19 protein-coding genes and 1 tRNA gene are annotated in these 23670 nt (G+C 67.0%); 8 read left to right on the plus strand and 12 right to left on the minus strand.

Translation table 11 applies throughout. The features are described from left to right. Positions 1-240: 240 nt before the first annotated feature. Positions 241-3516 carry an autotransporter outer membrane beta-barrel domain-containing protein gene (locus AC5P78_RS15980; RefSeq protein WP_495217296.1) on the plus strand — a complete coding sequence of 1092 codons (3276 nt, stop codon included), beginning with the start codon at positions 241-243 and terminating at the stop codon, positions 3514-3516. A gap of 504 nt (positions 3517-4020) precedes the next feature. Here AC5P78_RS15980 and ychF read toward each other — a convergent pair. From ychF to AC5P78_RS16020, 8 genes are all read right to left on the minus strand, one after another. Further along, positions 4021-5112 (minus strand): redox-regulated ATPase YchF, encoded by a 1092-nt coding sequence (ychF, locus tag AC5P78_RS15985; RefSeq protein WP_005408193.1) that lies wholly within the window; start codon positions 5110-5112, stop codon positions 4021-4023. Between the two features lie 264 nt (positions 5113-5376). Next, entirely contained in the window at positions 5377-5955 is a 579-nt protein-coding gene (pth, locus tag AC5P78_RS15990; protein ID WP_005408192.1) for an aminoacyl-tRNA hydrolase, read from the minus strand. A gap of 48 nt (positions 5956-6003) precedes the next feature. Further along, positions 6004-6621: a 50S ribosomal protein L25/general stress protein Ctc gene (locus tag AC5P78_RS15995; RefSeq protein ID WP_005408191.1), complete on the minus strand. Its 618-nt coding sequence runs from the start codon at positions 6619-6621 to the stop codon at positions 6004-6006. Between the two features lie 109 nt (positions 6622-6730). Beyond that, complete coding sequence (locus AC5P78_RS16000) at positions 6731-7690, minus strand: ribose-phosphate diphosphokinase (protein ID WP_005415400.1); 960 nt, start codon at positions 7688-7690, stop codon at positions 6731-6733. Between the two features lie 140 nt (positions 7691-7830). Continuing rightward, positions 7831-7907, minus strand: a tRNA-Gln gene (locus AC5P78_RS16005). Positions 7908-7918: 11 nt separating this feature from the next. Next, positions 7919-8788, minus strand: a complete 870-nt coding sequence (gene ispE, locus AC5P78_RS16010; protein ID WP_005408190.1) for a 4-(cytidine 5'-diphospho)-2-C-methyl-D-erythritol kinase — start codon at positions 8786-8788, stop codon at positions 7919-7921. After that, positions 8785-9444 carry a lipoprotein insertase outer membrane protein LolB gene (gene lolB / locus AC5P78_RS16015; protein WP_005408189.1) on the minus strand — a complete coding sequence of 220 codons (660 nt, stop codon included), beginning with the start codon at positions 9442-9444 and terminating at the stop codon, positions 8785-8787. The genes ispE and lolB overlap by 4 nt, the downstream gene beginning before the upstream one ends. Then, a complete protein-coding gene (locus AC5P78_RS16020) occupies positions 9441-11126 on the minus strand; it encodes a tetratricopeptide repeat protein (protein WP_171969031.1) in 1686 nt (561 codons plus the stop codon). The genes lolB and AC5P78_RS16020 overlap by 4 nt, the downstream gene beginning before the upstream one ends. Positions 11127-11189: 63 nt before the next feature. Between AC5P78_RS16020 and hemA the strand changes: the two genes are divergently transcribed. The 4 genes from hemA to ppk2 all read left to right on the plus strand — a co-directional run bounded on the left by hemA (position 11190) and on the right by ppk2 (position 16224). Then, positions 11190-12473, plus strand: coding sequence for a glutamyl-tRNA reductase (gene hemA / locus AC5P78_RS16025; RefSeq protein WP_099484327.1), 1284 nt, complete (start codon positions 11190-11192; stop codon positions 12471-12473). Next, the gene (gene prfA, locus AC5P78_RS16030; RefSeq protein WP_005412330.1) at positions 12451-13533 is read left to right on the plus strand and encodes a peptide chain release factor 1; all 1083 of its coding nucleotides are present in this window, start codon (positions 12451-12453) and stop codon (positions 13531-13533) included. The genes hemA and prfA overlap by 23 nt, the downstream gene beginning before the upstream one ends. 5 nt (positions 13534-13538) lie before the next feature. Then, a complete protein-coding gene (locus AC5P78_RS16035) occupies positions 13539-15251 on the plus strand; it encodes an O-linked N-acetylglucosamine transferase, SPINDLY family protein (protein WP_099484328.1) in 1713 nt (570 codons plus the stop codon). A 190-nt stretch (positions 15252-15441) separates the two neighbouring features. Beyond that, a complete protein-coding gene (ppk2, locus tag AC5P78_RS16040; protein WP_005408184.1) occupies positions 15442-16224 on the plus strand; it encodes a polyphosphate kinase 2 in 783 nt (260 codons plus the stop codon). Positions 16225-16832: 608 nt separating this feature from the next. Here the strand turns inward: ppk2 and AC5P78_RS16045 are convergent. Both AC5P78_RS16045 and AC5P78_RS16050 read right to left on the minus strand, forming a co-directional pair. Continuing rightward, positions 16833-17402 (minus strand): TlpA family protein disulfide reductase, encoded by a 570-nt coding sequence (locus tag AC5P78_RS16045; RefSeq protein ID WP_005408183.1) that lies wholly within the window; start codon positions 17400-17402, stop codon positions 16833-16835. Further along, positions 17399-18673, minus strand: a complete 1275-nt coding sequence (locus tag AC5P78_RS16050) for a YihY family inner membrane protein (RefSeq protein ID WP_005408182.1) — start codon at positions 18671-18673, stop codon at positions 17399-17401. Before AC5P78_RS16050 ends, AC5P78_RS16045 begins: the two co-directional genes overlap by 4 nt. Before the next feature lie 77 nt (positions 18674-18750). Between AC5P78_RS16050 and wrbA the strand changes: the two genes are divergently transcribed. The 3 genes from wrbA to AC5P78_RS16065 all read left to right on the plus strand — a co-directional run bounded on the left by wrbA (position 18751) and on the right by AC5P78_RS16065 (position 20241). After that, positions 18751-19344 (plus strand): NAD(P)H:quinone oxidoreductase, encoded by a 594-nt coding sequence (gene wrbA, locus AC5P78_RS16055; protein ID WP_005408181.1) that lies wholly within the window; start codon positions 18751-18753, stop codon positions 19342-19344. Continuing rightward, the gene (locus AC5P78_RS16060; RefSeq protein ID WP_005408180.1) at positions 19341-19676 is read left to right on the plus strand and encodes a DUF2069 domain-containing protein; all 336 of its coding nucleotides are present in this window, start codon (positions 19341-19343) and stop codon (positions 19674-19676) included. The genes wrbA and AC5P78_RS16060 overlap by 4 nt, the downstream gene beginning before the upstream one ends. Positions 19677-19755: 79 nt before the next feature. Further along, positions 19756-20241, plus strand: a complete 486-nt coding sequence (locus AC5P78_RS16065; protein WP_010481766.1) for an asparaginase domain-containing protein — start codon at positions 19756-19758, stop codon at positions 20239-20241. 120 nt (positions 20242-20361) lie between these two features. Here AC5P78_RS16065 and AC5P78_RS16070 read toward each other — a convergent pair whose 3' ends face one another. Continuing rightward, a complete protein-coding gene (locus tag AC5P78_RS16070) occupies positions 20362-22104 on the minus strand; it encodes a S8 family peptidase (protein ID WP_024957748.1) in 1743 nt (580 codons plus the stop codon). 452 nt (positions 22105-22556) lie between these two features. After that, entirely contained in the window at positions 22557-23651 is a 1095-nt protein-coding gene (locus tag AC5P78_RS16075; protein ID WP_005412326.1) for a branched-chain amino acid aminotransferase, read from the minus strand. Positions 23652-23670: the final 19 nt, after the last annotated feature.

The raw sequence follows: 23670 nt of genomic DNA on the forward strand, positions 1-23670 counted from the left end.
CAGCCCCTGTACAAGGGTCTGCACCGGCTTTAGGAAACGCCTGATTCCATAGGACAGCGCCGATTTCTAGGCTGGACGCATCCCGCCTTGGTGCGCCTGCCGGCAGTAGCTGCGTCGCCCTGGGGGACGGAAGTCCGATGGCGCCTGCAGCTGCCATCGCGTGTGGCTTCCGCAGCGACGCGGCCCTGCCGCGCCAGTTCGCGCAGCCGTGCTGCGCCCTGCCACAGGAAGTCCAACAGAATGTACGCCTCCCCCACACGGTACCGCCGTGCGCCCGGGCGCGCGCGCCTCGCGCCTGCCCCCCTTCTTCCCAGCCTGCTGGCCACCGCCCTGTGGGCGGCGCTGCCGGTCCACGCTGCCGATCTGACCGGGCCGCTGAAGGTCATCAATGGCCAGACCCTGCAGCTGGATGCGAGCGATACCCTGCTGCACTCCATGGGCGGCTTCGCCCTGGACGTGAACGGAGCCGGCAGCACGGCAACGCTCGATGGCACGCGCGTCGATGTCACCGGCGGCGGCAGCGCAATCCAGGCCTCCGCAGGTGGCAGTGTTCTTGTACAGGGAGGTCACATACAGCTTGGCAATGGAAGTTCAGGCGTCGGTTATGCGCTCAACGCAACCGGCATCGGCAGTGTCATCCACGCCAGCAACCTGGTCATCAATGCCTATCGCAACAGTTCCGGCTACGGCACGGTCAACGCCACCAACGGCGGCAAGATATGGCTCGATGGCGGCAGTGTAAGCAGCGATGGTCATGCCCTGTATTCCAGCGGACGTGGAAGCGAGCTGCATGTATCGGGTACCACGATCAGCAACGGTGCCGGCCGCGCCATCTATGCCGACGGCGGCGCACTGCTTTCGTTGGAATCACTGGCGATGACGTTCGCGCAGGCGACCAACGGTTCCAGCGGCCGCCTGTCCGCAAGCGGCAGCGGAAGCGTGTTGTCGCTGCGCGATGTGGATGTCATCAATGGCTACTTCGACATTGACAACGGGGGGATCCTCCGCATCACCGGGGGCACCGCCACCGCCAACGGCAGCAGCATCCGACTGATGGGAAACCGGACCAGTCGAACGTTCGCCACAGCGGAAATCACCAATGCCCGCTTTGAAAGCACCGGCGGCTACGGCGTCAACGTCAACAGCTGGGGCAAGTTGACCGCCGAGGGCGCGCACTTCACCGTGCGCGATGGCAGTTCCGGGATCTGGCTGTCCGGTGCCGACTCGCTGGCGGACCTGAGCAACACTGTGATCAGCACCTTTGGTGACAACGGGTATGGCCACGGTGTGGACGTATGGGGTGGCACCGCGACGATCACCGGTGGCAGCATTGATACCCATGGCGATGGCGTCTACGGCCTGCGCGCTTCCGGCAGCAACCCTCCAACGCCCTACTCCCGGATCCGTGCCAGGAATCTCGACATTGCGACCTACGGTGCGGTGTCCGGTGGTGTGTTCCTGGGCGGCAGTACCGCGGACATACAGCTGGACGGCGGCTCGATCACCACCCATGGCGCAGCCTCGTTCGGCATCGTGCAGATGAACACTGCAAAGCTCACTGCGGACGCCCTGCACATCCAGGCGCTGGGAACGAACTCGGGCGCCTATCGTTCCTACATCACCGTATTTGGTCCCTACTGGGATCGGCTGGTGTTCAACGACAGCCAGATCGAGACCCTGGACGGCCCAGCGTTGTGGCTGCAGGGAAGCAACCACGAACTGACACTCAACAATACCGCCGTTGTCGCCCGTCAGGCAGGTGACCTGGTTGGCGGCCGACTGCTGAGGGTCAGCGATACCGTGTTCACTGATGGCAGCTCGGTGGCAACGTCCGAGATCCGCTTCACCGCGAACAACAGCCGCCTGAGCGGCGACGTGGTCGTCGACAGCGCGACTGCGGAGGTGCACATGGTGCTGCGCAACGGTACTCAGTTCAGCGGCGCCCTGCGCAACGACTCCGGTTACCAGGTCGCACAGCTGGCGCTGGATGGCAGCAGCCAGTGGAACGTGCGTGACAGTTCCAGCGTCGGTGCACTCGAACACGCCGGCACCATTGCCTTCGATGCACCGGCGGCGGGCGGTTTCAAGACCGTCACTGTCAGCGGCGACTACGTGGGTAACGGTGGCCACTGGATCTTCAACCGTGCACTGGGGGACGATACCTCGCTCGGCGATCAGCTGGTGATCAGCGGCAACAGCAGCGGCACCGCCAGCGTGAGCGTGCGCAATGCCGGCGGCGCCGGTGCACTGACCCAGGAGGGCATCCGCCTGATCACCGTAGGTGGCCAGTCCGATGCTCAGTTCGGCCTGCAGGGCCGCGCGGTTGCCGGTGCCTACGACTACTTCCTGTTCAAGGGCGGCGTGTCGACCCCGGATGATGGCAACTGGTACCTGCGTTCGGAATACGTCGATCCTGTCGATCCAGTGGATCCAGTGGATCCAGTGGACCCCGTCGATCCCGTCGATCCCGTCGATCCCGTCGATCCTGTCGATCCTGTCGATCCTGTCGATCCTGTCGATCCCGTCGATCCCGTCGATCCGGTAGATCCAGTTGACCCGACACGTCCGAAGGTGGAACGCCCGGAACCGGCGGCCTACCTGGCCAACCGCAGCGCCGCGCTGGGCATGTTCCGGCACAGCCTGCACGACCGCGCCGGTGATCCCGCCGCCGAAGCGGGCGTCAGCGGCGATGCCGTGGCCTGGATGCACCTTCGCAGCGCGCAGCCCGACAGCCACGACCGCAACCGCCAGGTCCAGGTCGATGGGCAGATCAGCAGCGTGCTGGTCGGCGTCGGCCGCCGTTTCGAGGTGGGTGGCAAGGGCGAACTGCAGGCAGGTGCGATGCTCGGTCACGGCCGTGCGCGCAATGACAGCCGATCGCAGGTGACCGGCTACGCCGCGCGGGGCGTGGTCACCGGCACCAGCGTGGGCGCCTATGCCACCTGGCTGCAGGATGCACGCATGCAGGGCGGCGCCTATGTGGACGGTTGGCTGCAGTACGGCCGCTTCCGCAACAGCGTGCAGGGCGAAGGCCTGCAGAAGGAGCGCTATGACGCCCGCAACTGGAGTGCGTCGGCCGAAGCCGGCTATGTGCTTCCCCTGCGGCGCACCGCGCAGCGCGGCATCTACCTGGAACCGCAGCTGCAGGTGGTTCACAGCCGCTATGACAGCGACCGCGTGGTCGAGGCCAACGGCACGGTGGTCGAGGACCGCGGCGGTAGCGAGACCAGCAGCCGCCTCGGCCTGCGCCTGTACAGCCGCGGGTTGAGCCCGGCGCAGGGCCAGGTGCACCCGTACGTGGCGGTGAACTGGTGGTCCGGCGGCAATGGCGCAGGCCTGGCGATGGACGGCGAGCGCCTGCAGCGGCAGCTGCCGCGCGACATCTACGAAGCCAAGGCCGGTGTGCAGGTGAATCTGTCCGGCGGTTGGCGAGGCTGGGGTGAATTGAGCCGGCAGAGCGGTGGCATGGGCTTCCGCGATATCAGTGCGCAGATGGGCGTGTCGTACACCTGGTGATGCGGGAAGTGCCCGGCAAGGGAGTGCCGGGCGCTTTTTCCACATGCCGCGTGGAAAGCGATGGGGGTTAGGTGTGGACAAGTGCCTGCGAACCGCATGGAGCAAGCGTTTCAGGACGTGGCTATTTTTTATCCATGCCTCTTCGCGGTTTTCCACACCCCTCGTGGAGAGTGGTTGGGATTTGATGTGGACAAGTAGGTGGGAGTGTTGCTGCGCAAGCGCTTCGAAGCGTGGTCAAAATTTGTCCACGCTGCACGATCGAGGCAGGTAGCGCCGAGCCCGCGCTCTGCTCACGTCCATCGCAGCCGTGCATCGGCTCGGCGCTGCATCAGGTTCGCCGGTTTTCCACACCCGACGTGGAAAGCGATGGGAGTTTGCTGTGGACAAGTACCGGCGAACATCACACCGCAAGCGTTTCGCAGCGTGGTGTTTTTTTGTCCATCGCCGGAAACGCGAACGCCCCGCACAGGGCGGGGCGTCCGGGGTCGATCCGATGCCGCTGGATCAGACGTTGAAGCGGAAGTGCAGGATGTCGCCTTCCTGCACGCGGTATTCCTTGCCTTCCAGACGCAGGCGACCGGCTTCCTTGGCGCCGGCTTCGCCCTTGTACTTGATGAAGTCGTCATACGCGATGGTTTCGGCGCGGATGAAACCCTTCTCGAAGTCGGTGTGGATGACTGCGGCAGCCTGCGGGGCGGTGGCGCCCTTGCGTACGGTCCACGCGCGGACTTCCTTCACGCCAGCGGTGAAGTAGGTCTGCAGGCCGAGCAGGCTGTAGGCCGCGTTGATCACGCGGTTCAGGCCCGGCTCGCTCAGGCCCAGGTCGGCCAGGAAGGTATCGCGGTCTTCGTCATCGAGCTGGGACAGCTCTTCTTCGATCGCGGCCGACACCGGCACCACCTGCGCGCCTTCGGCGGCAGCATGCGCACGCACGGCTTCCAGGTGCGGGTTGTTCTCGAAGCCGTCTTCCAGCACGTTGGCGATGTACATCACCGGCTTCAGGGTCAGCAGGAACAGGTCGCGCACCAGCGCCTTCTCTTCCTCGTCCAGGCCGACCGAGCGACCGGCCTTGCCGTCCGACAGCGCAGCCTGCAGCTTGGCCAGCACCGGCTTGCGCGCCGCTGCGTCCTTGTCGCCGCCCTTGGCCGCACGCTCGGCACGGTTCAGCGCCTTCTCGACACTGTCCAGGTCAGCCAGCGCCAGCTCGGTGTCGATGGTTTCGATGTCCGAGATCGGATCGACCTTGCCAGCCACGTGCACGATGTCGCCGTGCTCGAAGCAGCGCACCACGTGGGTGATCGCGTCGACTTCGCGGATGTGCGCCAGGAACTTGTTGCCCAGGCCTTCACCGCTGGCGGCACCGGCCACCAGGCCGGCGATGTCGACGAACTCGACCGCGGTCGGGATGACCTTCTGAGGGTTGATGATGCCCGCCAGCTCGTTCAGGCGCGGGTCCGGCACCGGCACGATGCCGACGTTCGGCTCGATGGTGCAGAACGGGAAGTTCGCCGCGGCGATACCCGCCTTGGTCAGCGCATTGAACAGGGTCGACTTGCCGACGTTGGGCAGGCCGACGATGCCGCATTTGATACCCATGGGTGACAGCTCTCTGGGGTGAAAGTGATTGGGGAAACAGCGGCCTGGGCGCTGCTTTTCCAATCATTCTCCGTACCGACCAACGGTCGGTACCTACCGGATTGGTTGGTTCCGTACCGACCAACGGTCGGTACCTACCGGATTGGTTGGTTCCGTACCGACCAACGGTCGGTACCTACCGGATTGGTTGGTTCCGTACCGACCAACGGCCGGTACCTAGCGGATTGGATGGTTCCACACCGACCAACGGTCTGTACCTACAGCTTATTTCGGGGTGTGCAGCCGCTTCATCGCTTCGCTGAAATCGCCCTGTACCGCCAGCGGCATCACGTCGATCGCATCGTCGATGGCGCGTGCGATCAGCACGTCGTCCTCCTTGGACGGGCGCCCCAGCACCCAACCCACTACGCGGTCCTTGTGGCCGGGATGGCCGATGCCCACGCGCAGGCGATGGAACTTGCCGTGGCCGAGCAGGCGGATGGTGTCGCGCAGGCCGTTCTGGCCGCCGTGGCCACCGTCGAACTTCAGCCGCGCCACGCCGGGCGCCAGGTCCAGTTCGTCGTGTGCGAGCAGGGTTTCTTCCGGTTCGATCTTCCAGAACCGCTGTGCGGCGGTGACCGACTTGCCGCTGAGGTTCATGAAGGTGGCGGGCTTGAGCAGCCACACCGTCTGCCCGGCGATCTCGACCTTGGCGGTCTCACCGAACAGCTTGCTGTCCACATTCCATCGCGCACCGGCTTTCTCCGCCAGGGCCTCAACGAAATGAAACCCGGCATTGTGCCGGGTCCGGGCGTGTTCCGATCCGGGATTGCCCAGACCGACGATCAGTCGCAGTCCTGCCATGGTTCCTTCCAGTACGGTGCCTGCCCGGAGGCAGGCACCGTAACGGTATTACTCGGCGGCAGCCGCTTCTTCGTCAGCCTCGTCGGCCTTGCCGGCCTTGGCGGTGACGATGGCGTCGTCGTGGTCCTTGCCCAGCGCCAGGGCCGGGATTTCCACGCCCTTCGGCAGCTTGATGTCGGACAGGTACACCACGTCACCGGCCTTCAGCTCGCCCAGGTCGACTTCGATCGACTCCGGCAGGTCCTTCGGCAGGCAGGTGATGGTCACTTCCTTCAGTTCGTGGGTGACCACGACGTCGGCAGCCTTGCCGGCCGGCGAGGTGTCTTCGTTGACGAAGTGCAGCGGGACCGAAGCGGTCAGGGCTTCGTTCTCGTTCACGCGCTGGAAGTCCAGGTGCATGATCAGCTGCTTGTACGGGTGGCGCTGCATGTCACGCAGCAGGACCTTCTGCACCTGGCCATCCAGGTTCAGGTCCAGGATCGAGGCATAGAACCACTCGTTCTGCTGGGCCAGCCAGATTTCGTTGTGGTCCAGGCTGATGGCGACCGGCTCGGCGTTGCCGCCGTACACGATGGCCGGGATCACACCGGCGTGACGCAGGCGGCGGCTCGCACCCTTACGCTGCAGTTCACGCTTGGTGACCTTGATTTCATGGGTCTTCGACATTTTCGACTACTCAGGTTGTTGCCGCGCCCTGCGGCGTGGCGGTTGAAGATGCTTCCGCGACCAGAAGCATCCGGGTATGCCCCCGCCGTTGCCGGCAGGGGCGAAAAACTCAGTCGACGTACAGCGAGCTGACCGACTCGCCGAAGGCGATGCGGCGCATCGTTTCGGCCAGCATTTCTGCCACGCTCAGCTGGCGGATCTTGCTGCACACCCGCGCCGCGTCCTTCAGCGGGATGGTGTCGGTCACCACCAGCTCGTCGAGCTGGGAATTGGTGATGTTGTCCACCGCCGGGCCCGACAGCACCGCGTGGGTGCAGTAGGCGGCGACCTTGAGCGCACCGCGCGCCTTCAGGGCAGCAGCAGCAGCGCACAGGGTGCCGGCGGTGTCGACGATGTCATCGACCATCACGCAGGTCTTGCCTTCGACGTCACCGATGATGTTCATCACGGTGGAGACGTTGGCGCGCGGGCGGCGCTTGTCGATGATCGCCAGGTCGGCGTCATCCAGGCGCTTGGCCACGGCACGGGCGCGGACCACGCCGCCCACGTCCGGCGACACGACGATCAGGTTCTCGGTGCCGTAGGCGCGCCAGATGTCGGCCAGCAGCAGCGGGGACGCATACACGTTGTCCACCGGAATATCGAAGAAGCCCTGGATCTGGTCGGCGTGCAGGTCGACGGTCAGCACGCGATCAGCGCCAGCGGTGCTGAACATCTTCGCCGCCAGCTTGGCGGTGATCGGCACGCGCGAGGAACGCATGCGGCGATCCTGCCGCGAGTAGCCGAAGTACGGCACCACGGCGGTCACGCTGGCCACCGATGCGCGCTTGAGCGCGTCGATCAGCACCAGCAGTTCCATCAGGTTTTCCGCGCTCGGCGCGCAGGTCGGCTGGATCACGAACACGTCCTGCTTGCGGACGTTCTCTTCGATCTCCACCTGCACTTCACCATCGGAGAAGTGCGAGACCAGCGCCTTGCCCGGGCGAACCCCCAGTTCCTTGCAGATGTTCTGCGCCAGACGTTTGTTGGCGTTGCCGGAAAAGACCAGCAGGTTCGGGGACTCTTGCATCATGATTGTCTCGGGCGGGGACGAGTGGCGGGGATCCGGAGTCGGCAAGGACCCCGATGGACCCTTGCTGCTGACAACACCGCGGTTGTTTCCACGTCCCGCGCGGGCGATGCGCTGGAAGGCGCGGACACAGCCGCTATTGGCAGGGGCGGTAGGATTCGAACCTACGAATGCCAGGATCAAAACCTGGTGCCTTGGGCCTCTTGGCGACGCCCCTGCATTGATAAATCAGTGTTGCTCGAGTGCATCCAGCAGTGGCGAACGCGCAACGCCCGCTGCCACCCTTGCCCGCAACTCCTTCGGCAACTTCGACCGTCCCTGCTCTGCGGCAGACTGCGATGCGAACTCGACGAAACAACCACTTCCCGAACCGGTCAGCCGCGCCGTGCCGATGTCGCTCAACGCGGCGAACGCTGCCTCGACGGCAGGCTCACGGCGGCGCAGCACCGGTTCGAACGCGTTCCCGACCAAGGTCCCGGAAGCGAAGTCCTCTATTTTCGCCACTGGGCTGCCGCGCGTCAAATCCGGGTCTGCGAACAGAGCCGGGGTGGGAACATGAACACCCGGTTCAACCACCACATACCAGGCCGGCTCCAGCACGATCGGCTGCAGGCGCTCACCCACCCCTTCGGCCCAAGCATTGCGCCCGCGCACGAACACCGGCACGTCAGCGCCCAGGCGCAGTCCCAGCGCAGCAAGCGCGTCCTCGTCCAGACCGGCACGCCAGAGCCGGTTCAGCACCACCAGTACGGTGGCCGCGTCGGACGAACCGCCGCCAAAGCCACCACCTGCAGGAACGTGTTTTTCGACGATGATGTCCGCGCCTTGCACGATATTGGCCGCATCTTTCAGAAGCCGCGCGGCGCGGACCGCCAGGTCATCCGCCTCGGCCACGCCAGCCAGCCCCTCGCCCTGCCGGCGCACCTGGCCGTCTTCGCGCAGGCGCAGACCGATGCGGTCGCCCCAGTCCAGCAGGCGGAACACGGTCTGCAGCTCGTGGTAGCCATCGGCACGGCGGCCGGTGATGTGCAGGAACAGGTTCAGCTTGGCCGGGGCCGGCCACCAGGACCAGCCCGTGTCATCGCGCCCGGCACTCATGGGGTGCCCTGCCCCCATTGGTCGACCAGCAGGCGCACCTTGGCGTCGCCATTGCTGGCCTCGATCCGGCGCGGCAGCGCCGGGCGCCCGGCCTCGGCCGGGTACCAGTCCAGGTACTGCACCTGCCAGCCCATCTGCTGCATGCGACGCGGCCGGCCTTCACCATCACGCTCGACCTTCTCCGGGCCGGCAGCATCACCGGCCACCAGGCCACGGATCCACGCCGGCAGCTGGTTGACCGGGATGTCCCAGCCGGTCGCCTCCAGCAGCAGTTGCTGGGCGTCTTCGCCGTCACGCGGCCCGCCGGCCAATCCTTCCAGCCGACCGGCTTCGGAATGGGTATCGCCGGTCAGCTTCCAGCTCTGCCGGGTCACCGGCGCGCTCAGCTCAACCACATAGCGGCGTCCTTCCTGCTTCCAGTCGATGCGTCCGCTGCCGCCATCCTTGCCCTTGCTGACCGCGACCCGGCCCTGGAAAGCCCAGTCCGGCTGTGCCTGCAGCGCGGCCACGCGCGCCGCCTCGGCCTGCGCCGCTTCGGCCGAAACAACCTCGACCACCGCCGGCGCCGGGATCTTCTGCGTGCCTACGCTGGTACAGGCGGTCAGCGCCAGGGCCGCGGTTGCCAACAGCAGCGGCCGGATCAGGGAAACACTCATGGATTGAATTTCTCACGGGCGCGCAGCAGCGCGCGGTTTTCAGGGTCGAGCTTGGCCGCTTCGTCGAAGAAATGGCGGGCCTCGTCATGCTTGCCCAGCACCCACAACACTTCGCCGACATGGGCGGCGATCTCGGGGTCCTTGGCCAGGGTCCAGGCACGGCGCAGCTGCACCAGTGCTTCTTCCTTGCGGCCCAGGCGATACAGCACCCAGCCATAGCTGTCGACGATGGCAGCGTTGTCCGGTTCGGCCACGCGGGCGCGGTCGATCAGCTCCAGCGCTTCCTGCAGGCGACCGGTGCGATCGGCCAGGGTGTAACCCAGCGCGTTCAATGCCGGCACGTTCTCCGGGTCGGTCACCAGGATCTTGCGCAGGTCGGCCTCGGCGCGCGGGATGTCGTCGCGGCGTTCCCAGGTGAGCGCACGGGCGTACAGCAGGCCGTTGTCATCCGGGTAGGCGGCCAGGCCGCGGGCCAGTGCATCCAGCTCCCCGGCACTGTCGTCAGCACGCTGGCGCAGTTCGGCTTCCAGCAGGTAGGCATCGCGGCGCACATCGTCGTCGACCACCGCATCGGACTGGATCGCGTGCACTTCATCCAAAGCCTGCGGCAGGCGCCCGGCCAGAGCCTGGGCGTTGGCCGCGCGCAGGCGCGCCTCGCTCAGTTCATCGCCACCGGGCACGCTGTGGTACCACTGCACCGCCTCGGGATAACGCTTCAGGTATTCGGCGATCTTGCCCAGCAGCAGGCGCTGCGCCGGGTCCGGCTTGGCCGCCTGCCGCGACAGTTCGTTGTAGAGGTTGGACAGCGCGGCCTTGTCGCCCTGCTTGGCCAACAGCGAGGCGCGCATGCCCCAGGTCTGCACGTCCTGCGGGCCGAACGCCAGCACGCGCTCGGCGGCGGCTGGCTGGCCGAGGCTGTCATAGGCAATGGCCACTGCATTGCGCAGTTCCGGGTCCTGGCGGGTCTTCGGCTCCACATCGTGCAGCAGCGACAGCGCCTTGCCGGTCTCCCCGGCCTGCTGCAGCTGGCTGGCGCGCAGCAGCGCCACACGCGGTTCTTCGGGGAAGCGCTTGACCACTTCGTCGATCATGCGCCGCGCCAGCTCGGGCTTGTCCATGCGCAGGGCAAGGCGTCCGAACTCCTGCCACGCCTCGATCTTCGGCGGAATGGCGTTGGCGTCGACCAGCTCGCCCAGCACCTGCGCCGGCACTGCCGGGTCGCGGCCGCCGCCGATCAGGGCGGCCAGGGCGAACTTCCAGCCACGTTCATCCGGGTCGGCCAGCAAGGCCTGCAGATCGCCACGCGCTGCCTTCACATCGCCCTGGCGCATGGCCAGCGCGGCAGCGGCACTGCGCATGGTCAACGAGCTGGGCGCGCGCTGCTGCCAAAGGGCCAGGCCCTTGGCGGCGCTGGCGTCATCGTTGGCGAGCATGGAAATGCGGGTCGCGCGCTCGGCCAGGCCGGCGTCGCCGTCGGTCTGCTGGGCGGCCTGCAGGTACCAGCGGGCCGCCTCGGCCAGCTTGCCAGCCTGCAGCGCGAACTCACCGGCCATCACCGGTTCCAGCGCCAGTTCCTCAGTGGCCGGGGCCCGTACGGGGGCCTTGGCCGGCACCGCCGCCAGGGCCTGGCTGCAGGCCAGGGACAGCAGCAGAACACTGGGGATGCGAATCAATGCGGGCATCGTCGGCATCGGGGCCTTAAAATGTCGTCCAATGGCCAGCAGCTTATCGCAAGCAACTGAACAATGACCCTGTGGGTGCTCGGACTGAATCACCAGACCGCACCGGTGGAGCTGCGCGAGCGCGCGGCCTTCGCCGGTGAGGCGTTGCCGCGCGCGCTCGGTTCGCTGCGCGATACTCCGCAGATCGCCGAGGCGGTGCTGCTGTCCACCTGCAACCGCACCGAGCTGTATGCCGTGGCCGATTCGGCACAGGCACTGGACCAGTGGCTGCAGGCCCAGGCCGGCGACCTGCAGGGCTACCTGTACCAGCATGCCGATGCAGAAGCCGTACGCCACCTGTTCCGGGTCGCCACCGGCCTGGACTCGATGGTGCTGGGCGAACCGCAGATCCTCGGCCAGGTGAAGGACGCATGGTCGACCGCGCGTGACCACGGCCTGCTCGGCCAGCGCCTGGACCGCCTGTTCCAGCAGACCTTCTCGGTGGCCAAGCGTGCGCGCACCGATACCCAGGTCGGCGCCAACCCGGTATCGGTGGCGTCGGCGGCGGTGCGCCTGGCGCAGAACGCGTTCGCGCGGCTGGACGATTCCACCGTGCTGCTGGTCGGTGCCGGCGAGACCATCGAACTGGCTGCACGGCACCTGAGCGAAGGCAGGGTACGTCGGCTGCTGATCGCCAACCGCACCCTCGCCCACGCGCAGGAACTTGCCAGCCGCCATGGTGGCGTAGCCCTGCCGCTGACCGAACTGGACCGCCACCTGGGCGAGGCCGACGTGGTGTTCTCGGCCACCGCTGCGCGCGAACCGGTGATCCACCGCGAGATGGTGGCCAAGGCCCTGCGCGCGCGCCGGCACAAGCCGATGCTGCTGTTCGACCTGGCCGTGCCGCGTGACATCGAGGCGGAGGTCGGCACGCTCAACGACGCCTTCCTCTACACCGTCGACGACCTGGAGCGCGCGGTGGAAGACAACCGCCGCGGACGCCGCGAGGCGGCCGCCGAGGCCGAGGCGATCATCGACCTTCAGGTATCGCGTTTTATCGAGACCCAGCAGGCCAGCGCCCACCAGGCGCCGCTACGACAGCTGCGTGCGTTCGGCGAGGCCACCCGCACTGAACTGCTGGAACGCGCGCGCCAGCAGCTGGCCAACGGCAAGCCGGCCGACGAAGTGCTGGAACTGCTGGCGCACGGCCTGACCAATCGATTGCTGCATCCTCCTACCGCTGCCCTGCGCGCTGCCGCACTGAGCGGCGATGCCGACCTGACCCGCGCCGCCGAGCGCCTGTTCCCGGCTACGCCGGGTTACCGCCACCCACCCGTGAGACCCGATGACGCCGACCCTGCGCCGTAAGCTGGAAGCGCTGGCCGAGCGCCGCGAAGAACTGGAACGCCTGCTCGCCGAACCCGACGTGGTCGCCGACAACACCCGTTTCCGCGACCTTTCGCGCGAATTCGCCCAACTTGAACCGATCGCCATCGCCCTGGCCGATGAATCCCGTGCCAAGGCTGATCTGGCCGCCGCGGAAGGCATGCGCGCCGACCCCGACCTGCGCGAGCTGGCCGACGAGGAAATCGCCGCCGCGCAGGCGCGCCTGCTGGAACTGGAGCAGGAGCTGGCGCTGCTGCTGGTACCGCGCGACCCGCGCGACGAAGGCAACCTGTTCCTGGAAGTGCGCGCCGGCACCGGTGGCGATGAGGCGGCGATCTTCGCCGGCGACCTGTTCCGCATGTACGCCCGCTATGCCGAGCGCCAGGGCTGGAAGGTCGAGATCGAATCGGACAATCCCGGCGAGCACGGTGGCTACAAGGAGGTGGTGGCACGGGTGGTCGGCCGTGGTGCGTTCTCGCGCCTGAAGTTCGAATCGGGCACGCACCGTGTGCAGCGCGTGCCGGCCACCGAATCGCAGGGCCGCATCCATACCTCGGCGGCCACCGTGGCGATCATCCCGGAGGCCGACGAAGTCGATGACATCGTCATCAACCCGGCCGACCTGAAGGTGGATACGTTCCGCTCCTCCGGCGCCGGTGGCCAGCACGTCAACAAGACCGAGTCGGCGATCCGCATCACCCACGTACCGACCGGCGTGGTGGTGGAATGCCAGACCGAACGCAGCCAGCACGCCAACCGCGACAAGGCGATGAAGCGCCTGAAAGCGCAGCTGCTCGACGCCGAGCGCCAACGCCAGGACGCGGCCCAGGCCGAGTCGAGGCGCCTGCAGGTCGGCAGTGGTGACCGCAGCCAGCGCATCCGCACCTACAACTTCCCGCAGGGGCGCATCACCGACCACCGCGTGGAGGGCCTGACCCTGTACGACTTGCCCAATATCCTGGCCGGCGACCTCGATCCGCTGCTGCAGCGGCTCAGCCACGAACACCAGGTCGACGCCCTGGCCCAGCTGTCGGCGGGCTGAGCACGATGTCGGCCTGGCAGCAGCGACAGCAACTGCAGCAAGCGATCGCCCGCCAGCCCGACGACTTCGTCGCCTGGGTGATGTTGGCCGACGTGGAACTGGAAGCCGGCGACATCGCTGCCGGCGAACAGGCCGCGCGACGTGCGCTGCAGCTGCGCCCGAATCACCCCGAAGCGCTGGCACGGCTGGGCCGCGTGGCGTGGATGGCCGGTGCACATGGCGATGCGGCCAAGCTGCTCGGCCAGGCCTCGGCATTGGCACCGCAGCATCCCGGCATTGCACTGTGGCTGGGCCATGCACTGGAAGATGCCGATGATGCCGAAGGCGCGTCGGCGGCCTATCGACGCGCGCATGGGCTGATGCCGGCCGAGCCGTACATCGCCGCCCAGCGCCTGGCCTGGCAGCGCCGCCTGTGCGATTGGCAGGACCTGGACACGCTGGCGGCACAGGTGCGCGCCGCCGTTGCCAGCGGCCAGGGCGTGGTCGAGCCGTTCGCCTTCCTCAGCGAGGACGCCAGCGCTGCCGAACAGTTGGCCTGCGCGCACACCCGTGCGCTGGCCCTGGCTGCCTCGGTGCGGCCATTGCCGCCGGCAACGGTGCGCCCGCACGGCCCGCTGCGCGTCGGCTTCCTCTCCAATGGGTTCGGCGCACATCCGACCGGATTGCTGACCGTGGCGTTGTTCGAGCAGCTGCGTCGCGACGCCGCACTGCAACTGCATCTGTTCGCACTGAACCGCGACGACGGCAGCCGCATCCGCCAGCGGCTGCAGGCAGCGGCGCAGCTGCATGATGTGGCTGGCCTGCGACATGCCGATACCGCCGCACGCATCCGCGCACAGGGCATCGACCTGCTGTTCGACCTGCGCGGCTGGGGCGGTGGCGGCACGCCGGAAGTGTTGGCGATGCGCCCTGCCGCGCTGCAGTTGAACTGGCTGGCCTATCCGGGCACGTCGGGGGCGCCGTGGATGGACGCGGTGGTCGGCGATGCCTTCGCCCTGCCGCCGGCACTGGAGCCGTGCTACAGCGAACGCGTGCTGCGCCTGCCACGAGCCTTCCAGCCGTCAGACAATACGCGCGTGCTGGAGCCTGCGCCGACCCGTGCGGACTGCGGACTGCCCGCGCAGGGCGTGGTGTTCTGCTGTTTCAACAACAGCTACAAGCTCAACCCGCGCAGCATGGGCCGTGCCTTCGCAGTGCTGCAGGCAGTGCCCGGCAGCGTACTGTGGCTGCTGTCCGGACCGGGCCAGGCCGACGCCCGCCTGCGCACGGCCGCGCAGGCTGCCGGCCTGGACCCGGCGCGCCTGGTGTTCATGGCCAAGCTGCCGCATCCGCAGTACCTGGCCCGTTACCCGCTGGCCGACCTGTTCCTCGACACGCATCCGTACAACGCGCACACCACCGCCTCCGATGCGCTGTGGGCCGGCTGCCCGGTGCTTACCTGCCCGGGTGACACCTTCGCCGCGCGCGTGGCCGGCAGCCTCAACCACCATCTGGGAATGGCACGGATGAATGTCGCCGACGATGCGGCGTTCATCACCACCGCCAGCGCGCTGGGCAACGACCCTGCAGCACTGGCGGCGTTGCGCGCTGAACTGGCACAGGCGCGCGAGCGCAGCGGGCTGTTCGACATGGACGGGTTTGCCCGCGATCTGTCGGCGTTGGTGCAGCAGCTGGCGCGCGAACACGGCTGGCTGGGAACAACCGAACCGACGGGGTAATGTCGGCTGGGTAATGTCGATTGGATGACGTCGACTGGGTAGAGTCGACTGCTGGTCGACTGCCCTCGGCAGGAAGCCGAAAACCCCGCGCTGCGCGCGATAGTCGACTGACCGTCGACTCTACCCGGCGTCGACATCGCCTGGGCAGCCCCTGCGCTACGCTCGGGCTTCCTCCCCGCGTGGTGTGACGATGGCCAAGCTCAAGCGCAAGGACTACGACGAACTGCTGCTGCCGCTGCAGCTGGAACTGACCGCCATGGCGCGCTGGGTGCAGCACAGCGGACAGCGCCTGCTGGTGCTGTTCGAAGGGCGCGACACGGCAGGCAAAGGCGGCGCGATCCAGGCCATCAGCCAGCACCTCAACCCGCGCCAGTGCCGGGTGGTGGCGCTGCCCAAGCCCACCGACCGCGAAGCCACGCAGTGGTACTTCCAGCGCTACGCCTCGCACTTGCCCGCCGCCGGCGAGATCGTTCTGATGGACCGCAGCTGGTACAACCGCGCAGGCGTCGAACGGGTGATGGGCTACTGCAGCGAGACCGAGTACCAGCAGTTCCTGCGCCAGGCGCCGGTGTTCGAACAGCTGCTGGTGGACGACGGCATCCTGCTGTTCAAGTACTGGCTGTGCGTGGACCAGGAGCAGCAGGAGAAGCGCTTCGCCGAGCGCCATCTCGATCCGCTGAAGGGCTGGAAGCTCTCCCCGGTGGACCTGAAATCCCGCAGCAAGTACAGCGCCTACACCGAGGCGCGCGAGGCGATGCTGCGCGCGACCCATCGCGAGGCGGCACCGTGGACGTTGGTGGATTTCAACGACCAGCGGCTGGGCCGGCTGACGCTGGTGCGCAACCTGCTGGACCGGTTGCCGGACACGCGCGTGGATGCACCGTTGCCGGAGCTGCCGAAGCTGAAGGGCAAGCTGCATCGCGAGCACTACGATGTGCTGAAGCCGATCGAGGACTTCCCGGTCGAGGATTAGGGTAGGTCGGCAGGGCCTGCGGCCCTGCACCTGCCGAAGCCAGAGCAACGGCAACAGCAACAGCAACGGCGGGCTTCCTGAGGGATGGCGGGGCGGGTCCGGGTGGGGGGGGCGCTGCAAGTACGTCCATGTAAGCTCGGTCGCGGCTTGCTCGTGTGCGCTGTCCTGCGCACACGGCAAGACCGGGGTTGGGCGTCCTGCCCAACCCGCCCGAGGCGTGCCTCGCGCCCATGCGGCTCACGCCCCCGCACCCGGACCCACCCCGCCTTCGACAGTTCTCCGCGATCTGTCGTTGATCCACACCATGCGTGGATGCTCTTCGAATTCAATTCGAAATATTCGATTTGTCTGGAGAATCATCCACGCATGGCGTGGATCTACCAGACATGAGGAATCTGTCAGAGGTGGGGCGGTGTCGGAGTGCGGGGTGTCAGCCGCATGGATGCGGCTGCCAAGCTTACAGGGACGTACTTGCAGCGTCCCCGCACTCCGACACCGCCCCGCCATCCCACGGATAGCCCGCTGTTGCTGTTGCTTTTGCTGGGGTTGCCGGCCAGCGGCCGGCACTACCGCGGGTGCAGGGCCGCAGGCCCTGCCGCCCAACCCCATTACTTGGCAGCAGCGATCTGCTTTTCGATGTCGGCGGCCGTCACCGGGCCGAGGAAGGTGTGCGCCAGCTTGCCCTGTGGATCCAGCAGGTGCGTCAGCGGCAGGCCGCGCGGAGTGGCGAAATCGGCCGGCGGATCGAACGGGTCCACGATCACGATCGGATAGGTCACCGGATGCTTGGTCAGGAACGACTGCATTTCCGGCACTTCGATGTCCTCGTAGGCCAGGCCGACCACTTCGATGTTGCTGCGCATCGCATGCAGCGCCGACAGCTCGGGCATCTCCTTGCGGCACGGGGCACACCAGGTCGCCCAGAAGTTCACCACCACCCACTTGCCGCGGTGCGCGGCCAGGTCGTAGTCGCTGCCATCCACCGCCTTCATCTTCAGCGTCGGGAACTCGGCGGTGGTGCGCTCGGCCGGGGTTTCCTCGACCGGCGCCGGTGCGGTCGGCGTCGGTGCCTGCGCCGGCGGTTGGCTGCTGGCCGGCGTCGGCTCCTGGGCCGGCTTGCAGGCCGACAGTGCCAGCAGCAGGGCCAGCGGGAGCAGCAACGGGGTCTTGCGGGTCATGGCATGTCTCCAGAGTCGGTATAGATATCGCTGACCTTGCGCTTCAGGCGTTCACGCAGGGGCAGCCGCAGATCATCCAGCGCCGCCAATGCGGCACGGCCCAGGCTGTCGTCGCGATACGGCAGATGCTGCTCGGCTACCGGAATGCGCAACTGGGTACATTCGTAAAGATCGGCCAGGCTCACCTGGTCCAGGTCGCGCGAGAGCAGCCATTCGCCACGTTCATCGCGGCGCAGCAGGCCGATCTCCTGCAGGTTGCAGGCCAGGTCCTGCAGCAGCGAATCGGTCAGCATCGGCTCCAGCCGCAGGATTTCATCATCGGCCAGGCCCTTGCCCTTGGCTCGGGCATGGTGGAAGCGGCCGAGCAGGCGCAGCAGGCCATAGAACTCGTAGCCCTGCGGCAGGCGCAGTTCCACCGGCTGGTAGCGGAAGGCCGCCATCGACGAAGACAACGACGCGCCCAGCAGCACCGCCACCCAGCACAGGTAGATCCACAGCAGCAGGATCGGCACGAAGGCGACCGTGCCATACAGCTTCTGGTAGGACTGGAAGCTGCCCAGGTAGGCGCCGATACCCCACTTCACCAGCTCCAGGATCACCGCGGCCAGAATGGCGCCAGGCACTGCATGCCGCCACTTCACCGTGTGGTGCGGCACCACCCGGAACATCAGCGTGATGCAGACGAACTCGATCAGGATCGGCGCCAGCCGCAGTGCCAGTTCGGCCAGCCAGCGGCCCTCCTGCGTGCCGAACAGCGGCATCGCGAACACCCGCGCCGACACCGCCAGCGAAGCCGCCGCGAGCATCGCGCCCAGCGTCAGTACAGTCCAGTAGACCAGGAAACGGGTCAGCTTGGGCCGGGTCGAGCCGACCCGCCAGATCTGGTTGAAGGTTTCTTCAACACTGTTGAGGGTGATCAGCAGCGAGACGACCAGCGCGATGAAGCCGGCGGCGGTGAGCTGGCCGGCACTGGCCGAGAACTGCCGCAGGTAGCCCTCGGCCGCGCGCGCGGCGTTGGGCACGAAGTTGGAGAAGACGTAATCGCTGAGCTGGTCGCTCCAGCGGTCGAAGACGGGGAAGGCCGACAGCACGCCGAACACCACGATGGCCAGCGGTACCAGCGCGAACACCGTGGTGTAGGCCAGCGCCGCCGCTGCCTGGAACAGGCGGTCGTCGAGGAAGCGATGCCACAGGAAGCGGCCGAAACTGATGGCCCGTGCGCGATCCCGCGCGCGCTCCATCCACAGGTTGAGCGTATCCAAAGGTTCCATCGGTGGAAGGGTACCCGATGCGGAATGCTGGCAGGATAGCCATACTGGCGACCACACGACGAGGAGAAGCGGGCACGATGGGCGAGATTCTGGTGCTGTACTACAGCCGGGGCGGTTCGGTGGCACGGCTGGCGCGCCAGATCGCGCGGGGCATTGGCGAAGTGCCGGGCATGAGCGCGCGCCTGCGCACGGTGCCGCCAGTGGCCGCCGTGACCCAGACCGCGCAGCCGCCGGTACCCGACGACGGCGCCCCCTATGTGAGCGTGCAGGACCTGGTGGAATGCCAGGGCCTGCTGCTCGGCAGCCCCACCCGCTTCGGCAACATGGCAGCCCCGGTCAAGCACTTCCTGGATGGACTGGGCGCCGAATGGGTCAATGGCACCCTGTCCGGCAAGCCGGCCGGCGTGTTCACCTCCACCGCCTCGATGCACGGCGGGCAGGAATCGACCCTGCTGTCGATGCAGGTGCCGCTGCTGCACCATGGCTGCGTGATCGTCGGCATCCCGTTCACCGAACCGGCGTTGAGCCACACCACCAGCGGCGGCACGCCCTATGGCGCCAGCCACGTGGCCGGTGCCGCCGATGACCCGCAGCCGACCGACGACGAGGCCGTGCTGGCCCGCGCGCTGGGCCGCCGGGTGGCCGACATCGCGCAGCGGTTGGCCCGATGAGCCGCCCGCCGCGCACGGTCCTGCTGCTGGCCCTGATGGGGCTGGCCGCGCTGTTCGCCGGCTGGTTCATCAATGACAAGCACTGGCTGGCCACCCAGCTGGTGTTCACCGCGCCGCCGCTGGCGCTGGCCTTTGCGCTGCGCCTGGGCTGGCGCAAGGCCGGGTTCTGGGCCTCGGTACTGGCGCTGGGCTGGTTCAGCCACGGCGTGATGAGCGCCTGGAGCCACCCGGAAACACGCTGGCTGGCGCTGATCGAAATCGCCCTGGCCCTGCTGGTGATCTTCAGCGCCAGCCTGCCGGGGCTGCGCGCCCGCTTCGGCAAACGACGCTGACGCTGCGCCCGCCGGGCCGTATCATCTGTGTCCCTGGCCCCGCGCCGCTGTACCTGTCCTGGTTTCGCGCATGCACATGATGGAAGAGCTCCTGGTCGTCACCACCGGTGGCACGATCGACAAGATCTACTTCGACGACAAGTCGGACTACCAGATCGGCGACCCCCAGATCGGCATGATCCTGCGCGAGCTGGGCGTGACGTTCCGCTTCAACGTGATTCCGATCCTGCGCAAGGATTCGCTGCACATCAACGATGAAGACCGCGAACTGATCCGCGCCACCATCGCCGCGCAGCCGACCCGCCACGTGCTGGTGACCCACGGCACCGACTCGATGGTGCAGACCGGCAAGGTGCTGGCGACGATCCCGGACAAGACCATCGTGATGACCGGCGCGCTCAGCCCGGCGCGGTTCCGTGGGTCGGATGCGGAGTTCAACATCGGCTGCGCGATCGGTGCGGTGCAGTCGCTGCCGAGCGGCGTATACATCGCCATGAACGGTCGTATCTTCGATCCGCAGCACGTGCGCAAGAACGTGGCCGCCAACCGCTTCGAGTCGGTCTGAGGAACAGCGTGCCGACCAAGGTCGGCACCCACCAAAGCGCTGCCCTTGCAAGGCCGGTACCTACCCAAAGAAAAACGCCCCGGCCTGAGCCGGGGCGTGCCCATGGAGAGGGGCTTGGGCTCAGTACTGGGCGTTGAGGGTCAGGCCCGAGAAGGTGCTGTAGGCCTTCACCCGCACATACCAGGTGCCGGCGGCAGGACTGTTGATGGTGCAGGTCTCGCTGTTGCCGCTCAGGTACGGACGGCAGGTGTAGGTGGTATCGGTCGGGGCACTGCCCTGGCGCACATACAGGTCGGCATCACCGCTGCCGCCACTGATCGCGACGCGCAGCTGGGTGCTGCCGGCCGGAACCGCGACGGTGTAGTTCAGCTCGGCACCGGTCGCAGCGCCCAGGCCGGTCACCGGCACGTTGTTCTGCAGCACGTTGCCACCCGGGTTCGGGTTGCCGCCACCGTTGATCGCCGCGGCCACGGCGGCATTGGCGTCGATGATGCCGGCGCCGCAACCACCCGAGCAGGCGCCCGGCAGCGGACGTGCCGTGCTCTTGATGATGCTCTCGACCTGCGCCGGGCTCAGCGGGCTCGGAGCGACCGACTGCATCAGCGCGACCACGCCGGCCACGTGCGGCGCCGCCATCGAGGTGCCGTTGTACGACGCGTAGGTCGCGCTGCCCGGCGTGGTGGTGCCGGTGTTGAGGGTGGACAGGATGCTCTGGCCCGGTGCCGAGATGTCGATGCCGGTACCGTAGTTGGAGAAGCTGGCACGTGCACCGGCCGAGGTGGTCGCCGCCACCGCGATCACGTTCGGGCAGTTGGCCGGCACCGACGAGGACACGTTGGTGTTGCTGTTGCCGGCGGCGACCACCACGGTGGTGCCACGGCCGACCGCGCCGTTGATCGCGTTCTGGTAGGTGGTCGAGCAGCTGCCACCGCCGCCCAGCGAGAGGTTGATGACTTCGGCCGGATTGGCGTTGGCCGGTACGCCGCTGACGGTGCCACCGGACGCCCACACGATCGCATCGGCGATGTCGGAGGTGTAGCCGCCGCACTTGCCGAGCACGCGCACCGGCACGACCTTGGCATTGAACGCGGTACCTGCCACGCCGGTACTGTTGTTGGTCACCGCGGCCACGGTGCCGGCAACGTGGGTGCCGTGCCAGCTGGAGTTGGAGGCCGGGATGCCCGAGCCACACTCGTTGGCGCCGTACCAGTCGCCTTCGTCGTTCGGATTGTTGTCGCGGCCGCCGCCATCGCGCGCCATCGCGGCGTCGCTGATGAAGTCATAGCCCGGCAGGATGTTGGCGTTGAGATCGGCATGGTTGGTGATGCCGGTATCGATCACGGCCACCACCACGCCGGTGCCGGTGGCCTTGTCCCAGGCCGGCCGGATGTTGATGCCGGCATTGGAGGTGCCGAAGCCCCATTGCTCGCTGAAGCGGGTGTCGTTCGGGGTCAGCGTCGCGCGCATGATCTGGTCGACTTCGACGTATTCCACGTTCGGGTCGGCGGCCAGCTTGCGCATCAGCAGCTCGGATTCGGCCTGGTCGAGCGGACGGTCGGTCTTGACCAGGGTCGGGCCGACGGCCAGCTTGCGGACCTCCTGCAGGCCCAGCGCGCGGCCCTGGCTGCTGGCCAGGCCAGCGGCGGCCGTCTTCAGCGACGAAGCCAGCGCAGTGGTGTTGGCCACGGCGGCGCTGCCGTCGCGGTACTTCACGATGAAACGCTGGTGCGTCGGCGCGGACTGCAGGCCGCTGAGCTGGACATCACCGGCCAGCGCAGGCGTGGCCAGCAGCAGCGATGACAGAACGGACGCACCAAGGACCACCCACACTCGACGCACACGCGGTTGCGTTACCTGGGACATCGTATTTCCCTTTCTTGTGGTGTGAATGCCGGAATCGGCAGAAGCACCGGCCCGAACCCTGGGCTGGCTTGCATTGGCGAGGTTCGAAGTCCGGTGAGTCAGCGGATCCCCCTAACGATCCGCCGTGCAGATGACGCTAATGGCCGAAACCGGACACCACAAGATTTTCAGCGTCTTTTCAGCAAGATGAAATGTTCGTTCTGAGACTTTTCGGGTCGAGGGTTTGTGAAGGTGAAGGAACCTTCTCGTGTCCTGCACAGACCTGACTGGGCCGTCACGTGTCCTGGGATGACTATGCCGACATCGGCGTTCGCTGATTCGGGGTCAGATCCCTTTTCCCATGGAAAAGGGATCTGACCGCAGGCCCCACAACGCAGAAAGCCCGTCACGGGGACGGGCTTTCCGGAAGCGCCGCCGAGCGCGGGCTCGACGCTACAGTTCAGCGTGGGCGATCAGCCCAGCTTGACCAGCCAGTTGTGGCGGTCCGGCAAGCGGCCGTACTGGATGTCGGTCAGTTCCTTGCGCAACGACATGGTCACTTCGCCGGCCGGCGCGTTGATGTCGCCCACCGAGAAGCCCTCGCCCTTCAGCTGGCCGATCGGGGTGACCACCGCCGCGGTGCCGCAGGCGAACACTTCGCTGATCGCGCCGGAGGCCACGCCGTCCTTCCACTCGTCGATGCTGACCTTGCGCTCTTCGACCTTCATGCCACGGTCGCGGGCCAGCTGCAGGATGCTCTCGCGGGTGATGCCCTCGAGGATGCTGCCCGACAGTTCCGGGGTCACCAGCGTGCCGTCCTTGTAGACCAGGAACACGTTCATGCCACCCAGCTCTTCCAGGTACTTGCCTTCGACCGGGTCGAGGAACAGCACCTGCGAGCAGCCCTGTGCCTGCGCCTTCTGCTGCGGCAGCAGCGAAGCAGCATAGTTGCCACCGCACTTGGCGGCACCGGTGCCGCCCTTGGCCGCACGCGCGTATTCGGTGGACAGCCAGATCGACACCGGGGCAACGCCCTTGGCGAAGTACGGGCCGGCCGGGCTGGCGATGACGTAGTAGCCGGCCTTGTGCGCGCCACGCACGCCGAGGAAGGCTTCGTCGCCGATCATGAACGGACGGAAGTACAGGCTGGACTCATCGGCCGACGGCACCCAGTCACTGTCGACGGCGATCAGCTGCTTCAGCGATTCGACGAAGATCTCCACCGGCAGTTCCGGCAGCGCCAGGCGCTGCGCCGAACGCTGCAGGCGACGGCCGTTGGCATCCGGACGGAAAGTCCAGATCGAGCCATCGGCATGGCGGTAGGCCTTGATGCCTTCGAAGATTTCCTGGCCGTAGTGCAGCACGGCCGCGGCCGGATCCAGCTGCAACGGGCCGTAGGCACGCACGTTGGCGTTGTGCCAGCCGGCATCCTTGTCCCAGCGCACTTCCACCATGTGATCGGTGAAGTGCAGGCCGAAGCCCGGCTTCTCCAGGATCTTGGCGCGCTCTTCAGCGCTGCGCGGGTGGTCCGAACGGGTAACGGCGAAGCTGGGGATGGACTGGGACACCGGAGGATTCCTGTTCTGG

Source organism: Stenotrophomonas sp. YJH_SMC_133 (assembly GCF_059370655.1).

Excerpts from the sequence above, each read along its gene's own strand:
- AC5P78_RS16050 (WP_005408182.1), bottom strand. The coding sequence starts at position 18,673 with ATGGAACCTTTGGATACGCTCAACCTGTGGATGGAGCGCGCGCGGGAT.
- AC5P78_RS16060 (WP_005408180.1), top strand. The coding sequence starts at position 19,341 with ATGAGCCGCCCGCCGCGCACGGTCCTGCTGCTGGCCCTGATGGGGCTG.
- AC5P78_RS16045 (WP_005408183.1), bottom strand. The coding sequence starts at position 17,402 with ATGACCCGCAAGACCCCGTTGCTGCTCCCGCTGGCCCTGCTGCTGGCA.
- pth (WP_005408192.1), bottom strand. The coding sequence starts at position 5,955 with ATGGCAGGACTGCGACTGATCGTCGGTCTGGGCAATCCCGGATCGGAA.
- AC5P78_RS15980 (WP_495217296.1), top strand. The coding sequence starts at position 241 with ATGTACGCCTCCCCCACACGGTACCGCCGTGCGCCCGGGCGCGCGCGC.
- hemA (WP_099484327.1), top strand. The coding sequence starts at position 11,190 with ATGACCCTGTGGGTGCTCGGACTGAATCACCAGACCGCACCGGTGGAG.
- AC5P78_RS16070 (WP_024957748.1), bottom strand. The coding sequence starts at position 22,104 with ATGTCCCAGGTAACGCAACCGCGTGTGCGTCGAGTGTGGGTGGTCCTT.
- AC5P78_RS16035 (WP_099484328.1), top strand. The coding sequence starts at position 13,539 with ATGTCGGCCTGGCAGCAGCGACAGCAACTGCAGCAAGCGATCGCCCGC.
- ychF (WP_005408193.1), bottom strand. The coding sequence starts at position 5,112 with ATGGGTATCAAATGCGGCATCGTCGGCCTGCCCAACGTCGGCAAGTCG.
- wrbA (WP_005408181.1), top strand. The coding sequence starts at position 18,751 with ATGGGCGAGATTCTGGTGCTGTACTACAGCCGGGGCGGTTCGGTGGCA.
- AC5P78_RS15995 (WP_005408191.1), bottom strand. The coding sequence starts at position 6,621 with ATGTCGAAGACCCATGAAATCAAGGTCACCAAGCGTGAACTGCAGCGT.
- AC5P78_RS16065 (WP_010481766.1), top strand. The coding sequence starts at position 19,756 with ATGGAAGAGCTCCTGGTCGTCACCACCGGTGGCACGATCGACAAGATC.
- AC5P78_RS16000 (WP_005415400.1), bottom strand. The coding sequence starts at position 7,690 with ATGCAAGAGTCCCCGAACCTGCTGGTCTTTTCCGGCAACGCCAACAAA.
- ppk2 (WP_005408184.1), top strand. The coding sequence starts at position 15,442 with ATGGCCAAGCTCAAGCGCAAGGACTACGACGAACTGCTGCTGCCGCTG.
- ispE (WP_005408190.1), bottom strand. The coding sequence starts at position 8,788 with ATGAGTGCCGGGCGCGATGACACGGGCTGGTCCTGGTGGCCGGCCCCG.
- lolB (WP_005408189.1), bottom strand. The coding sequence starts at position 9,444 with ATGAGTGTTTCCCTGATCCGGCCGCTGCTGTTGGCAACCGCGGCCCTG.
- AC5P78_RS16020 (WP_171969031.1), bottom strand. The coding sequence starts at position 11,126 with ATGCCCGCATTGATTCGCATCCCCAGTGTTCTGCTGCTGTCCCTGGCC.
- prfA (WP_005412330.1), top strand. The coding sequence starts at position 12,451 with ATGACGCCGACCCTGCGCCGTAAGCTGGAAGCGCTGGCCGAGCGCCGC.